At 66.3% G+C, this 14,338-nt stretch carries 11 protein-coding genes; all 11 read right to left on the bottom strand.

Annotated elements, in window-relative coordinates; all coding sequences use genetic code 11:
* Positions 1-14 precede the first annotated feature (14 nt).
* From JYG34_RS16560 to JYG34_RS16510, 11 genes are read right to left on the bottom strand one after another with little or no spacing between them, the layout of a single operon-like run.
* The gene (locus JYG34_RS16560; protein WP_213657470.1) at positions 15-1,508 is read right to left on the bottom strand and encodes a right-handed parallel beta-helix repeat-containing protein; all 1,494 of its coding nucleotides are present in this window, start codon (positions 1,506-1,508) and stop codon (positions 15-17) included.
* A gap of 14 nt (positions 1,509-1,522) precedes the next feature.
* Entirely contained in the window at positions 1,523-2,590 is a 1,068-nt protein-coding gene (locus JYG34_RS16555) for a polysaccharide lyase (RefSeq protein ID WP_249746177.1), read from the bottom strand.
* 38 nt (positions 2,591-2,628) lie between these two features.
* A complete protein-coding gene (locus tag JYG34_RS16550; RefSeq protein WP_213657468.1) occupies positions 2,629-4,023 on the bottom strand; it encodes an alginate O-acetyltransferase AlgX-related protein in 1,395 nt (464 codons plus the stop codon).
* A gap of 30 nt (positions 4,024-4,053) precedes the next feature.
* Positions 4,054-4,683, bottom strand: a complete 630-nt coding sequence (locus tag JYG34_RS16545; RefSeq protein WP_213657467.1) for an alginate O-acetyltransferase AlgF — start codon at positions 4,681-4,683, stop codon at positions 4,054-4,056.
* An 18-nt stretch (positions 4,684-4,701) separates the two neighbouring features.
* The gene (locus JYG34_RS16540) at positions 4,702-5,796 is read right to left on the bottom strand and encodes an alginate O-acetyltransferase (protein WP_213657466.1); all 1,095 of its coding nucleotides are present in this window, start codon (positions 5,794-5,796) and stop codon (positions 4,702-4,704) included.
* A 58-nt stretch (positions 5,797-5,854) separates the two neighbouring features.
* Complete coding sequence (locus JYG34_RS16535; RefSeq protein WP_213657465.1) at positions 5,855-7,282, bottom strand: MBOAT family O-acyltransferase; 1,428 nt, start codon at positions 7,280-7,282, stop codon at positions 5,855-5,857.
* 12 nt (positions 7,283-7,294) lie between these two features.
* Complete coding sequence (locus tag JYG34_RS16530; protein WP_213657464.1) at positions 7,295-8,737, bottom strand: alginate export family protein; 1,443 nt, start codon at positions 8,735-8,737, stop codon at positions 7,295-7,297.
* Complete coding sequence (locus JYG34_RS16525) at positions 8,734-10,182, bottom strand: SEL1-like repeat protein (RefSeq protein ID WP_213657463.1); 1,449 nt, start codon at positions 10,180-10,182, stop codon at positions 8,734-8,736. The genes JYG34_RS16530 and JYG34_RS16525 overlap by 4 nt, the downstream gene beginning before the upstream one ends.
* Before the next feature lie 9 nt (positions 10,183-10,191).
* On the bottom strand, positions 10,192-11,337 hold the full coding sequence (locus tag JYG34_RS16520; RefSeq protein WP_213657462.1) for a PilZ domain-containing protein: 1,146 nt from the start codon (positions 11,335-11,337) through the stop codon (positions 10,192-10,194).
* 16 nt (positions 11,338-11,353) lie between these two features.
* Positions 11,354-12,886 carry a glycosyltransferase gene (locus JYG34_RS16515; RefSeq protein WP_213657461.1) on the bottom strand — a complete coding sequence of 511 codons (1,533 nt, stop codon included), beginning with the start codon at positions 12,884-12,886 and terminating at the stop codon, positions 11,354-11,356.
* Between the two features lie 29 nt (positions 12,887-12,915).
* Positions 12,916-14,223 carry a nucleotide sugar dehydrogenase gene (locus tag JYG34_RS16510; protein ID WP_213657460.1) on the bottom strand — a complete coding sequence of 436 codons (1,308 nt, stop codon included), beginning with the start codon at positions 14,221-14,223 and terminating at the stop codon, positions 12,916-12,918.
* Positions 14,224-14,338 lie beyond the last annotated feature (115 nt).

Genomic DNA, 14,338 nt, shown 5'->3' with positions numbered 1-14,338 from the left:
TTGTAGGAGCGGCTTCAGCCGCGATCACCCGCGGGGCGGGTGCCATGCACCGCGTTGCCTGCATCGCGGCTGAAGCCGCTCCTACCGTGACACACCCGCACAATCTGGCCGCGAGCCACTGTCGCCTCCAGCACCTGCCCCTGCAACGGCAGCAGGTCGCCAATCAGCAGGTTCTGCAGCAATGCCTTGCCATCGAAGGTATTACGCCCCAGCTCGATCTCCCGGACCCCCTCGACCCGCATCACCGCCTTGCCCACCTGGCCGAGGTGATTGCCGCTGATCAGCAACGGCCCGGACAACGGCGCGGCGTTGCGCAGGCTGACGGCGTACTCCGGGGTATTGCCGATGCGGTTGCCTACCAGCGCGAACGCCGCAACGTCACTGGCGTCCACCGCGCTACCCTGGCTGCTGGCCAGCAGGTTGTCGTCGATCAGCAAGGGGGCTGACGGGGTGGGCGCAAGGTTGCGCAACTGGATGCCATTGCCGCGGCTGTCGCCGATGCGATTACCGGCCAGCAGCACGGCGCCGCGCTGGTCGCTGATCTCGATGGCCGCCTTGGCGGCGCCGAGGATCAGGTTGTCCTGCACCCGTGCCCGGGTTTGCCCGCGCAGGCGCACGCCGCTGTTGTTGTCGATGCCACGCACCTGGTTGCCGCTCAGGTTCAACTGGCTGTCACGGACGTCGATGGCGTACTGCTGCGATTGCTCGAACTGGCTGCCGGTGAGGGTCGCCTGGCTGTGCTGCAACTCCACGGCACTGGACAGCTCGCTGAACAGGCTGTTCTCGATCAACACCGTGGCCGGGTGGGAGCCGGCCGGTTGCTGGGCGCTGAGCGCAGTGCTCAGGCCGCGGGACAGGTTGGCGTTGTAGCCCAGGCGCCTGAGTGTCGAGCCGACCACCTGGGTGTGGCTGCCGGCCCAGGCCACCACGAACGGCCGCCAGGCGCGGTCGGTGTTGCCCGGTTTGTCGCCGGCCATGCTTTCCAGTGTCGAGCGGTTCAGCCCCAGCCAGCCCTGGTTGATCAGGGCGGTGCCGGAAAAGGTGTAGAGGTAGAGGTGAGTGTCCTCCAGCACCAGACCGGCATCCGGCCCGATCATCAGCGGATAACTCAACAGGTAGCCATCCTTGTAGCGCTTGAGGATGCGGGCATCGTTCAGCGCGTCATGCAGTTGCGCCAGGGTGATGCTGCCACTGCGCAGCATCACGGCCTGCGGATGGTGCGCCTGGTAGCCGGCGATGGCGCGGAACAGGCCGTTGTTGACGAAGGGCTCGAACGGCCAGCTGCCGGCCTGGGACGAGAACATCGGTTGCAGGGTGACGCTGGCACGGCCTGGTGGTCGTGGACGGCTGGCCTGTTCGAAGGCTACCGCCTGGTGCGCTTGCTGACGCAGCTCGGCCAGTTGCCGTTGGTGTTGCTCCAGGGGCAGGGTTTCGATGGCGGGTGAGGCTTGGGCGGTGCTTGCCAGCAGCAGGGCGGCCAGGCAGTAAAGGCGGGTAAGGGGGGCCATGGGATCGTCCTTGTTCACGGCAGGTTGGGGTAGGCCGGCTTCAGCGGGCCGCCGATCTGGCTGTAGTTGTCCACTTCGCCATCTTCTTCGTCGTACAGCTGGCGGGCTAGGCGATGGCCGGGCGCTCGGGCGAGGAAGGGAATCAGCCAGGCCAGCTTGTAGGGGGCGACTTCGGCTTGGGCCTTGCCCTTGAGCTCGGGCAGGGTGCCTGGTTCGAGCACACTGCGGGCGGCGAAACGGGCCAAGCGGTCAAGGGTCTGCTGGTCGTCGTCGCTCCAGGCCAGGCCGTTGGCGCGGGCCGACTCGCTGAGCAGCACCAGGGGCACCAGGGCGTATTGGCTGTAGTTGGCGGCCAGCTTGCTGCGCGCCACTTCAAGCGGCAGATAGGCGTAGTCGTCATGGCGCACGGCCTGGGCCAGGCCCCGGCGCAGGTTGCCGTCGGCCCAGCGGATGAAGTCGTCGCGGCCCACCAGCATGCCGGTGGCGGCCACGGCCCAGGCGGCCCAGTAGTCGTGGTTGTTGAAGTACACGGTGGTGGAGGTGCGGCGTGGCGCGTATTCGCGAATCACCTGCTCGCCTAGTCGGGTGAACCACTGCTGCTGCGTGGCGCTCAGGCGCACCTTGCCGTCGGCGGCGGCCTGGGTCAGCAGCACGCTGCCGGCCATGGCCGCCAACGCCCACTTGCGCGCGGCCATGCCGGTGTTGCTGGCGTCCGGTGCGAGCAGGGCGCCGGCCTTGGCCCAGTGCTCCAGCCACTGGGCCTGGCAGGCCAGGGCGAGGTTGGCTTGCTTGGGCTTCTTGGCCTGCTGGAAGCGTTTGCCGGCCTGGATCAGGCCGGCGATGAACGGCTTGATCTGCCCGGCGATGCGCTCGCTGTCGGTGTCGGGGCTGGCGCGCAGGGTGGATTTGCTGGCGTCGCGCGGGTCGTACTTGCTTTGCAGGAGCAGGCTGCCGGTGTAGGGCGGTGGCGGCTCCTTCGGGCAGGGCAGGGTGCGGTAGTCGGTGATCATGGCCGACTGTGCGGTGGCGCGTGGCGGCCAGATCGATTGCGCTGCGTGGGCTTGGGGGAGCAACAGCGTCAAGATGAGTACGCTTGACAAGCCCAGGGCTGCTTTGCCGATCACAGACATAACCGTGTCTCCACTTCGGTCGCGGCGGTGCCGGCCTTGGTCGGCTCGAGGAACACCGAGAGCAGGTTGGCGCCGGCAAACTCGGGCGCCTTGCTCAGTTCCAGGTAATACTGGCCACCGCTCACCGCCGCCTCGCGGCGGAACCACACCTTGTCGCGGGCGCCATTGTCGTAATAGACGAGGAGGTAGAAGTCCTTGACGTTCCTGTCGCTCAGGCGGATATCGAGGAAGCCGTTGGACAGGGTCTGGCGTGCACTGCCGGCGTTGCTCAGCAGCTCGATACGTTCGCCGACTTTCAGCGCCGGGCGTTGCAGCTTGGTGGCCAACACGGCTTGCGACGCCTTGCAGCCCCCTTGTATAGCCGGCACCAACTGGCGGTACATCAAGGGTGAGTCCAGCCGGTAGTTGGCCGGCAGTTCCCAGATGATCAGCTTGGGCGGTGCCGCGGGCTTGTAGTCGGCGGACAGCAGGTATTCCAGCAGCGAGCCATCTTCGCCCACGCCGGGCAGGGCGTAGTTGAGGATATCCACCTCCAGGTACTGCTTCAGGTAGCCGTCGAAGTTGAACTGCTTGCTCTCGTCCTCACGGGCCGCCGCGTTGCTGTCGCCGACCAGGATCACCTCGGGGTCGGGCGCTTCGTCGAACAGGGCGCCGCTGTCGTTGGCCAGCGGCACGGTCTGGTAGCCGCGCACGTACTGGAAGCCGTAGTTGTTGCCACAGATGTAGCTCAGGGCCAGGTTCAGGGTGCCATCCTTGGGCACCATCACCCCGGGCTCGGTGCGGTACTGCTTTTTCGTCAGGCCAGCGTAGAACGGCTGGCGGCGGATCTCCTCGGCCATCAGCCTGGCCGTGGCTTCGGCGCCGGCCGGGGTCCAGTGGTGGTCGCGGCGGAAGAAATACTCGCCCTTGGGCGGCTGGCGCACCAGCTGCATCATTGGCGCCACCACCGCGCCGCCCTGGCGCAGTTGCCCCAGATAGGCGTCAAGGTTGCGGCTGGCGCGGTCATGGTCGAAACCCAGCAGATGATCGGCTTGGAGCTTGTCGCGGTGCATCAGGCCGCGGGTCGGCTGGATCGCCATGGCCACCTGGATGCCCTGCCGGTGAAACGCGGCCATCAACCGGGCGAACTCCGGGCGCATGGGCGCGGGGATGCCGAAATCGTTGGTCAGGTCGACCATCGAGCGAAACAGCCAACGCTCCTTGCCGGGGACGATCTGGCGCATCAGCTTCATGCGCCCTTCGGCATAGTGCCGTGGTTCGGCCAGGGCCGGGCAGGCCATGCACTGCAGGTTCTCGCAGCCGGGTTTGCCAGGCTCGGCCGCCTGGCCCGGCAAGCTGAGCAGCGCGAGGGTGGCCGCCAGGCCGAGGGGGAGGAGGGTGTTCATGGGCCAGTCATCCTTGCGTTCGGCGTTGCGTCACTCGGTCGGGTCGATGCTGTTGGCCAGGCTCAAGCTGCGGTTGCCTGGCAGCAGCACATAGCTGTACGAGCGGCCCTTCTTCAGGAACAGCTCGTCGAAACTGGCCACCTCCTTGTCATTCACATAGGCGGCGAAGTCGATCTTGATCTCGTTGACCATGCGTGCGCCGGTCTGGCGGTTGGCCAGGGCCTTGACCACCTCATGCTTGCCATCGGCGGTGCGCAGCGTGGCCTGGGCCGGGGTCAGGTTGTAGAAGGCCACCTGGGCCTTTTTCGGCTCGTTGACGTACTGGTCGGCGATCAGGTCCAGTTGCTTGCCGTCGTACACCACGGTGCTGGCGGCGTTGGCCGCCAAAGTCGCCTCGATGGCCTTGGCGCCGATGCCGATCTTGTGCGCGCCCGCCGGCACGAAGCGGTAGCCACCGAGTTGCCCTGGGGCGACCTTCTGGGGGTTGACCTTGCCGCTGAGGGTCACCTCGATGTTGGCGTCGGACAGGTTGAGTACGCGCACGAATGTCGAGTCGGCCGGGGCCACGGCGTCATACAGGTCGGCGTTGCCTTCGGCGGCCAGGGTGGAGTGGCTGGCGACCGTCAGGGCGAGGGCGGCGAACAGGGTTGAAGGCTTCATCAGGTGCTCCTTTGAACGTCAGAAATGCCCGGGTTGGGCGGTGTGACGGGCTGTGTCGGGGCGCTGCGCGAGCAGGGTGCGCAGGGGGAACTCCCAGACCACCGTGTCGATACGCGGGTCTTGCAACTGGTCGCTGGCCAGGAACTGGTTCATCGCCTCGAACGGCCCGCGGGCTTCCACGGCGATGGACAGCAGGTCGCGGTTGAGCGCCTCCTTGAGGAAACCGACGAAGTTCCAGTCGTCGATCTTGCTGTAGCTGGTGCCCACCAGCAGCAGGTTCTGGGTCTGCTCAGCGAACAGTGCGTCACTGTCTTGTTCGGCCTTGAGGGTCTCGTACAGCTCGATCGGGTTGGGGCCGAACTGCGGCGCCAGGCGCGCATGGTCGAACTGCAGGTAGTTCATCAGGTCGCCCTTGACCTGTTTCTCGCCGGTCCTGTGCGACACGTACACCTGGTCACCCAGCAATTGCGGGCGCTGGCGGGCCAGTTCGTAGGCCGACAGGCGCGCGCCGTCCGGGCTCCAGTGGGTGTCGGACTTGAGGAACAGCGCTGGCCCGGACAGGTTGCGCAGGTAGGCCTCGCGCAGTGCCACCACGTCCAGCTGCCGGGCTTGCAGGTCGCTGACGAAGCGGGCGTAGAGGCTGGAAACCCGCGGGTCGAAGGCGCGCTGGGCGTGCTGGGCGTAGATGTCAAGTTTCATCGGCAGCGGCAGCAGCACCAGGTGCTTGCCATGGCTGGCCAAGCGCTGGGCAACCTCGGTGATCTGTTGCAGTTGGCGGGCCAGGTTGGCGTCCAGGTCGTTGGGCACGCGGTATTCCTGGCGAGTGTAGAGCCAGCCGCGCCTGCCCAGTACCACGCCGCTGGAGCCCTCGCCGAACAGTTGGAACTGGGCGTCTGCCCATAGCCCGATCGACGGATCGCGCAGGAAGAAGCGCTTGTCGTAGGCCTGTTCGAACTTGCGCAACAGCTTGCCGTCGACGAACAGGTTCCAGGCGTCGGTCTGGTTGCGGGCGAAGCTCACCACAGGGGGCAGCGAATAGACGAACATCGCCGCCAGCACCAGGGCGAAGAGCACACCGTTGGCCTTGCTGGCCGATTTCATCACTGGGTACATGTGATTCCCACAGAACATAAAGTTGATTCGTTGATCGACGCACCCCAGCAGGGATCTCCTAGAACTGGAAATACAGGAACGGCGAGAACGAACTGGCCGCCAGGCTGCTCAGCGCCAGCAGGAAGCCGCCCCACAGCAACAGGCTGTGCAGCACACCCACATGGCGCATGAAGTAGCCGTCCTGGTTGCCGGCGTAGAACCGCACGTTGTTGATCCCCGCCAGCACCAGCCAGGCCAGCGCCACCACGGCGAAACTCATGGCCATCTTCGAGGCCCCCAGCACGTACAGCTCCAGCGAGCCGAGGCCGTTGAAACCCAGCAACGCCTGGTAGATGGCGAGGCTGTGGCGCAGGTCCATGGTGAAGAACAGCGGCATGCTGAAGGTGATCAGCAGCGCCGTGCGCAGGTTGCGCCCCAGGCGGTAAGGCGTGTTGAGCTTGGTGGCCAGGCCGAACTTACGCTCCAGCACCATCCCCACCCCGAAGAACAACCCCCAGCAGATGAAGGCGAAGCTCGCGCCGTGCCACAGCCCGGACAGCAACATGGTCCAGACCAGCGCCGGCAGGGCGCCGGCCACGCGCTTGCGCACCAGCGGCAGGTACACGTAGTCGCGCAGAAAATGCGCGAGGGTCATGTGCCAGCGCGACCAGAACTCGGTGATGCTCTGCGACACGTAGGGTTGATTGAAGTTTTCCGGGAAGCGAAACCCCATCATCAAGGCCAGGCCCAGGGCCATATGGCTGTAGCCGGCGAAATCGAAGTACAGCTGCAACGTCGACACCACCAGGCCGAACCAGGCATCGCTGAACTGCAGCGTGCCTTCGCCGACGAATAGCGCGTTGATCGGCGCCAGACGGTCGGCGATCAGCACCTTCATGATGAAGCCGAGCATGAAGCGGCACACGCCCAGGGAGAACAGCTCCAGTGAGTGGCTGCGCTGGCGCAGTTGCGGTGCCAACTGGCTGTAGCGCAGGATCGGGCCTGCCACCAGGTGCGGGAACAGCGCGACGAAGGCGGCGAAGTCGATGAAGCTGCGGGTCGGCGTGGCGTCCTTGCGGTAGATGTCGACGATGTAGCTCAGGGCATGGAACACATAGAACGAGATGCCCAGCGGCAGGAAGATGTTTTCCAGGGTCCAGGTATCGATGCCCAGCGGCGCCAGCAGCAGGGCCAGCACCTCGGCGCCGAAATTGGCGTACTTGAAGTAGCCGAGCGTGGCCAGGTTGCCGGCCACGCCAAGCCACAGCAGGCGCAAGGCCCCGCGTTTGTCAGCGCTGTCCAGGCGCGCCTTGATGCCCAGGCCGAAACCGTAGTTCCAAGCGGTGATGGCGACGAACAGCAGCAGGAAGTCCGGGCGCCACCAGGCGTAGAAAATGTAGCTGGCGGCCACGATCACCAGCGAGCGCCACCGCGGCCGGACCAGGTAGTAGATGGCCAGGAACAGGGGCAGGTAGAGGAACAGGAACACATTGGAAGCGAAGATCATGTCGGTCCGCCCTCAGTAGCTGATCACGACGCCGACGCTCAGTTGGTAGTCGTCGCCGGTGTCCAGCGCGCTGCCTGCGTTGAGGTAGCTGGCGCTGACCAGGGTGTTGACGTCCAGGTGCTTGCCGTCGAGGGCGACCGGGAACATTTTCCAGTAGTAGTTGAGGTCGATCATCTGCCCGACGTTGCCGCCCTTGCCGTGCAGGCCGGCGTTGAGTTCGCTCTGGCGCCGGGCGCGGGCATCGGCGGCCAGGCGGATCGGCAGGGCACCGCCCGGGTCGCGCAGGTTGAGCTGGGTGACCCGCAGGTCCAGGGCGCTGCGCGGGGTGGGGCGGGTTTCCAGGGCGATGCCGTAGTAGCTCAGGTTGCGCAGGTCGAGGGCGACGAACGCGCTGGTCAGGCGCGTGCTGTAAGCGCCCTGGCGGGTGATGCGGTCGGACTGGATCGGGTTGAGGCGAAAACCGTCGTTGTCGTTGTCCGGCTTGTCGGTCAGGCCGCCGCGCAGGGCCACGCGCGGCGTCCAGGGCAGGGTATCGAAGCGCTTGCCGAGCTCGCCCAATGCCGCCCAGCCGCGACTGCTGTGCCCCGTGCTGGTGACGCCGTTGCCGGCGGTGTTGTCCATCGTGCCGTCCAGCGCCGCCAGCTCCAGGTGGTAGTCACTGGCCAGTGGCAAGTGGTCGCCCTTGAAGAACAGCCCGTAGCGCCAGCCCTTGAAGTCGTAGCGGTCGTCGATGTCGTGGCCGCTGCGGTCGTTTTCCTGCATCAGGCGCAGGCCGGCCTGGTTATTCGGGCTCCAGCGATAGGCGTACTGGCCCATGAGGTACAGCGTGCGTGCCTCGCTGGCGGCCAGCGCATTGACGTCGGTGTTGTAGTTGCGAAATTTCTGCCCGACCGCGACGAAGGCGTCGGAGAAGGTGTCCTGGTAGTTGAAACGCAGCGACTCCAGGCTGTCGTCCCACCAGATGCCGTAGTCGTCGTGGAAGCGCTGGCGGCCGAGCGACAACGAGAAGCGCGGGTCGTCGCCGATCAGGTTGCGTTTGACGTACAGCTCGCGCAGCTCGGCGTACCAGCCTTCAGGCTGCTCGCGTTCGTTGTTGTTGGTCGATTCGTTGGCCAGGTTGCTCGACTGGCTGGAGTCGTAGTTCAGCCACAGGCGGCCATAGACCATCCACCTGGCCCAGCGTTTTTCCGGCGAGTACCAGGCGAACGATGGCTCGTAGCGCAGGCTGTAGAAGGTCTCGCGATCACGCCCGACCTGCGAGTCCTGCGGGCCATAGCCGGCCTGCACGGTGAACTTGTTGAAGACTTCCGAAGTGATCGCTGGTTCGTCGGCGCTGGCCACGCGCACGGGTGCGCTGCTGTCGGCTTCGGGGCCGGTGACTTCCTCGAGCGCCAGGGCCGTTGGCAACGGTGCCAGGGCGAGCAGGGCGCCGAGCAGGGGGTGGTGCGCTTTCACAGGGGGGCTTCCTTCAACAGATCGTTGCGTGCGGCCAGGGCGCGCTCGATATCATCCTTGGGCAGGGTCTTGTCCAGCCGTTTGAGCAGGCCACGGGCGCGGGTCTCGCCCAGGTCCAGGGCGATGCGCGCGTAGGTGTAGGCTTTGACCGGGTCGTGGCAGATCGCACGGCCGCGCAGGTACACGGTGGCCATGCGGTACCAGGCGGCGGTGGCGCCCTGTTCGGCCTGGGCCTGCCAGACGGCGATGGCGCGTTGCTGGTCGGGCTGGTCGAGGCCGCCCTTGCTGTACAGGTCACCCAGCAGCAACTGGGCGTCGGGGTAGCGGGCGGCGATCAGTTCGTCGATCAGCACCTGGGCTTTTTCCGGGTCGAGGGTCAGCCAGTTGTTGACCATGTAGAACGCCGCCTCCAGCGCCTTGGCCCGGGTCGGCTCCTTGGCCCGCACCTGGGCGATCAGCGCCTGGGTTTCTTCGGCGTTGTGCTCGGTGGGGTTGGAGATCATGAAGTTGGCCTTGGACACCAGCGCCGGCAGGTAGCCACGGGCGACCGCATGGTCCAGCCAGCGCTGGGCTTCGGCGATACCGTCGGCGCGCAGCTTTTCGTTGGCCTTGTCGCGGGCCAGTTGTTCAGGTGTCGGCTCGACCTTGGGGCCCATGGCGCTGCCCTGGCGTTGTTCGCGCTCGGCCTCCAGTTCGCCACGGAACACGCCGTGGATGTTGTCCAGCAGCGCGCCGATGCGGTGCACGACCTCCACCGGCAAACCGGCCATTTCGGGCTCCAGGCTGCGGGCGAAGTCCAGAAAGGCTGTGTCCTGGCGCTCGCCCAGGAAGCGGTAGTAGCGCTCGACGCCGCGTGGGTCGATGCGCGCGGCCTTGCGGTACCAGCGTTCGGCTTCGGCGCGTTCGCCCTGGCGTTCGGCGACCACGGCGCGGTACAGCTCGGCACGGCAATTGAGCAGGCAGCTCTGCTCGTACAGCGCCAGCAGTTCGGCGGCGCGTTCGCCGGGGAACTGCTGCGGGTAGACCAGGAACACCTCCAGGCTGGTACTTGTACTGCGCGGGTCGAGACCGTTGGGGAAGCGGGTCAGAGCTTGGCGCACCCACGCCTCGTGGCTGCGCTGCAGGCGCGCAGTACGGTCGAGCAAGCGCGCCAGCGAGGCGAGCGCCGGGATCTGGCCATGGCCGTCGGCGAAGGCTTCCTGGTACAGGCGCACGATCTCCTGACGGTTGGCGCCGTCGCTGTTGGCCAGCACATCGCCAAGCAACTGCTTGGAGGCCAGGTCGCCACGGTCGGCGAGCTGACGCAGGTCGGCCACGACATCGGCCGCCGGGTCCTTGTACAGCGCGTAGCGGATCTGCTCCAGGCTCTGCCCTGCGCAGGCGCTGCCGGCCCAGATCAGGCCCAGGCCGGCCAGCAGCAGGCGCGGCGTGTTCTTGGCGTTCATGGCCTGCCCTCAGTTGCCGCTGCCGAACGGCAGGCCCAGGTACAGGTCGACCGCCACCGCCTTCTGGTAGGCCGCCGCCGGCAGCGGGCTGTCTGGCTGGATGGTCAGGGCCAGGTTGCGGTTGACCTCGTCGGAGCGGGCATCCACCAGCGTGCCGCTGAAGTGCTGGTCGAGGCCGAATACCTGCATGTCCACCGAGCGCACGCGGCTCACATCGGCGAGCTTGTCGAACGGCACGTTGGCGCGCACGAACAGGCCCTCGTGTTTCGGCAGCAGGTGCAGCATCGGCGCGGCCTTGTAGCCGAAGCCATCCAGCGGTTGCGACGGATACCAGACCTGGCAGTCGCACGGGCTGTTGATCACCGTCTCGATGCTGGCGCGCCCCAGCAGCGCCTGCAGGTCGCCGGGCGCGAGGTCGGCCAGGGCCTTCATGTCTGCCGGGCTGGTGAAACTGGTGGCCAGCTGGGTGGAGATGTTCGCCAGCGGCTGGCCGGCCCGCACCTCGGTGGCGCCGGCCGGCAGCAGGTACTTCACGTAGCCGTTGTCCGGCATGCTGATCACCTGGGCGTTGGCCGCCACCGTGGCCTGGACCGCCGGGATACGGAAGAACAGCAAATAGCTCTTGTAGGCGACGAAGCCCAGCGCTGCCAGGCCCGCCGCGGTGTACAGCGCCGTACCAGCCACGGCCTTCAGGCGCTCGCCCGGGGTGCGCGCGCTGGCCTGCTGGTGCTTGCGCGCCTTGATGTAGTTCTCGCGCTGCATCACGTTGAACAGGCCATCGATGTCGGCGACCTCGCCCGACAGGTAGGCGCTGATCAGGTAGCGCAGGATGTCGCGCTTCTGTGCGTCGAGGTCGACGAACTGGGCGCCGACCTCCTGGCCGCGCTGGGAGACGATGCGCACCTTGGCGTCGATGGCCAGGTCGACCTGGTTCAGGCGCAACTGGATCGATGCGTCGTACAGCGCGCCCACGGTCAGCGGTGCCTCGTGCAACAGGCCGATACCGCCCAGGGAGATATCCTGCAGATCCGCCGCGAAGGGCTCGCGGCCTTTCGTGGACAGGCGCACGCGGGCGTTCATCCGGGTGCGCACGTACTGCCGCTCGTCGATGGCCTCGTGGACGATAGTGGCCGTTGGGGTGTTCGAAGTACTCATGTGCAGGCGCCTTTCCTTAACGGTGCGAGAGTTCCAGGAGAACGGTGATGACCCCGAAGAACAGGGCGACAGACGCGCACAGCATCGCCTTCGAGGACCAGCGGTTGAGGCTGGCGTCGAAGTCGACGCTGCCGGTGGCCAGGGTGGTCTTCTGCCGCGTCCAGCGTTGCTGGTCCATGTGGAACATCGCGTAGACCTTCATCAGCGAACCGACGATCTGGTTGTAATAGAGAACGAACGGGTACATCGGGCTGACCGGGTGCCCGGCGAACACGAACAGCACCGTCACCAGGCTGCGCGAGACCAGTACCCAGAACAGGTACACCAGCAGGTACTGGATGCCGAACACCAGGCCCGCCACCAGCGAGGCGGTCAGGCCCATCAGGCAGGTCCACATCGACACCCGCTGGTCGAGCAGTACGTAGAGCGTGAACAACCCCAGGCGCGCGCGGCCGAGCAGGGCAGTGGCGCGGAAGTTCTGCCGCAGCGAGTTGCCGTACCAGCGGAACATCAATTGCCGGGTGGCGACCCAGAAGCTGTCGCTGGGCGGGTGCTCGACGGTCAGGGTGTGGCTGTCGGGCACATAGAAGGTGTCCCAGCCGGCGCGCATCAGGCTCAGCCAGCTGGACTTGTCGTCGCCGGTGAGGAACTGGAAGCGGCCCAGGCGCCAGTGTTCGAGGAAGTCGGCTTCCACGTCGCGGATGAACGCCGGGTCGGTCATCACACCGGCGCGGAAGAACGACAGCCGTCCGGTGAGGGTCAGCACCCGGTGCGACAAGGCCATCGAGCACATGTTGATATGCCGCTGGACGAAGCGCATCGAATGCCACTGGCGCATCCAGCGGCTACCCTCGACCTCGCAGAACTCGTTGGTGGTCAGGCCGCCCACGTCGGGCAGCAGGGCGAACAGCTTCACCGCCCGTTCGACGCAACCTGGCAGCATCATCGTGTCGCCGTCGACCACGCCCACCACCGCATCCTCCAGCGGCATCTGCCGCGACAGGGCACGGAAGGCATGGGCCAGTCCGTCCCGCTTGCCGGTGCCGCGGGCTCGGACGATTACCAGGTTGATGTCGTCGCGCCCCTGCACTTCACTGCGCAGGATATCCTTGACGAACTGTTCATCGCCCTTCTCGACGATCGAGGCAATCACCGTGCACGGTACGTTCAGCCGCTGCACTTCCTGGAACACCGACTGGTACACCTTGAAGGTGGTGCGAGTGGGGATGCGAAAGCTGGTCACCACCATGAACAGGTGCGACGGCAAGGCCGCGTCGCCCAGGCGTTCGACCTGGCGGCGCAGGCGCGGGAAGCGCCAGTGCAGGAAGTACATGCCGCGCAGGTAGTGGACGATGGCGTTGCCATAGCGCCACATGCCCAGGGTGCCGATGATGAAGATGAACAGGTGGTGGCTGGGGTCCAGGTACTGCGGCGCGACCATCTGCGCGGCCAGCGCGATCAACCCGGCGAGTAGCGCCCAGGCGCAGAAGCGGGCGGCCGCGCGCAGGTACCCCGGGGCCTCGGCGGGCCGCTGATGCTGTCGTTCCATGTGCTTGTCGCTCCTGAGTGCGGCGGGGTTTACCAGCAGATGCCCTGGTGCCGGGCGTTGCTCGGCCCGGTCATGAAACCGACCAGGTCGATCACCTGCTTGCCGCGCTCGGCCGCGAGCGCCTGGGCGAAGCGTTCGTCGTTGTTTCCCAGCACGATCACCTCGGCCTCGTCGATCACCTGCGCCAGGTCGCTGCGCAGCAGGGCGCTGACATGGGGGATCTGTTGCTCGATGTACTGGCGGTTGGCACCGACGCGGCGGGCGTGCTCGACGTTGGCGTCGAAGATGCGCAGGTCGTGGCCGGTGCCGATCAATTGTTCGGCCAGGGTCAGCAGCGGGCTTTCGCGCAGGTCGTCGCTGCCGGCCTTGAACGCCAAACCGAGCAGGGCGATCTTGCGTTTGCCGTATTGCGTCACCAGGTCGAAGGCGTGCTGTACCTGGTAGCGGTTGCTGGCCATGATCGAGGCCAGCAGCGGATGCTCGACGTCCAGCTGGCCGGCGCGGTAGGTGAGGGCGCGCACGTCCTTGGGCAGGCACGAGCCGCCGAAGGCGAAGCCGGGGCGCAGGTAATAGCGCGACAGGTTGAGCTTGAAGTCCTGGCAGACCACGTCCATCACTTCGCGGCCATCCACGCCCGAGGCCTTGGCGATGTTGCCGATCTCGTTGGCGAAGCTCACCTTGGTGGCGTGCCACACGTTGCAGGTGTACTTGATCAGCTCGGCGACTTCGACCGACTTGCGGATCACCGGGGCGTCGAGGCCCTGGTACAGCGAGGCGAGCAGGTCGCCGGACTGCGTGTCGAGCTCGCCGATCACGGTCATGGCCGGGAAGTCGTAGTCCAGGATCGCCGTGCTCTCGCGCAGGAACTCCGGGTTGACCGCCACGCCGAAGTCGACGCCGGCCCGTTTGCCCGAGGCCTGTTCCAGCAGGGGGATGACCACATTCTTCACCGTACCTGGCAGTACCGTACTGCGCACCACCACGGTGTGACGGCTGGCCTTGTCGCGCAGCGCCGCGCCGATCTCCCGGCACACCGCCTCCATGTACACCAGGTCGAGGTCGCCGTTTTTCTTGCTGGGGGTGCCCACGCACAGCAGCGACAGGTCGGTGGCCAGGATCGCCGTCTGCACATCGGTGGTGCCACGCAGGCGGCCCTGGCGCACGCCGTCGAGCAGCAGCTGCTCGAGGCCCGGCTCGACGATCGGCGAGCGGCCCTGGTTGATCAGGTCGATCTTGTCCTGGGCGACATCCACCCCCAGTACCTGGTGCCCACGGGCCGACAGGCACCCGGCGCACACCGCCCCCACATAGCCAAGTCCGAAGATGCTGATGTTCATAGATCCCTCTCCCTCAGGCGCGGCGCAAGCCAGCCGAGATAGTCCATTCATTGAAGTTGTCGATGTGGCAGACGTGCACGATCAAGCCGCGCTTGGATAAGGCGGTGCAGGCTGT

It is taken from the genome of Pseudomonas entomophila (assembly GCF_018417595.1).
In the GTDB taxonomy this organism is placed as follows: domain Bacteria; phylum Pseudomonadota; class Gammaproteobacteria; order Pseudomonadales; family Pseudomonadaceae; genus Aquipseudomonas; species Aquipseudomonas entomophila_C.
Note: the sequence above shows the minus strand (reverse complement) of the source record. Positions and strands in the feature narration are given on the sequence as shown.

What these genes read in the sequence shown, in the direction of transcription:
- JYG34_RS16535 (WP_213657465.1), bottom strand. Translation starts at nt 7,282, where the DNA reads ATGATCTTCGCTTCCAATGTGTTCCTGTTCCTCTACCTGCCCCTGTTC.
- JYG34_RS16550 (WP_213657468.1), bottom strand. Translation starts at nt 4,023, where the DNA reads ATGAACACCCTCCTCCCCCTCGGCCTGGCGGCCACCCTCGCGCTGCTC.
- JYG34_RS16540 (WP_213657466.1), bottom strand. Translation starts at nt 5,796, where the DNA reads ATGTACCCAGTGATGAAATCGGCCAGCAAGGCCAACGGTGTGCTCTTC.
- JYG34_RS16520 (WP_213657462.1), bottom strand. Translation starts at nt 11,337, where the DNA reads ATGAGTACTTCGAACACCCCAACGGCCACTATCGTCCACGAGGCCATC.
- JYG34_RS16525 (WP_213657463.1), bottom strand. Translation starts at nt 10,182, where the DNA reads ATGAACGCCAAGAACACGCCGCGCCTGCTGCTGGCCGGCCTGGGCCTG.
- JYG34_RS16545 (WP_213657467.1), bottom strand. Translation starts at nt 4,683, where the DNA reads ATGAAGCCTTCAACCCTGTTCGCCGCCCTCGCCCTGACGGTCGCCAGC.
- JYG34_RS16560 (WP_213657470.1), bottom strand. Translation starts at nt 1,508, where the DNA reads ATGGCCCCCCTTACCCGCCTTTACTGCCTGGCCGCCCTGCTGCTGGCA.
- JYG34_RS16510 (WP_213657460.1), bottom strand. Translation starts at nt 14,223, where the DNA reads ATGAACATCAGCATCTTCGGACTTGGCTATGTGGGGGCGGTGTGCGCC.
- JYG34_RS16515 (WP_213657461.1), bottom strand. Translation starts at nt 12,886, where the DNA reads ATGGAACGACAGCATCAGCGGCCCGCCGAGGCCCCGGGGTACCTGCGC.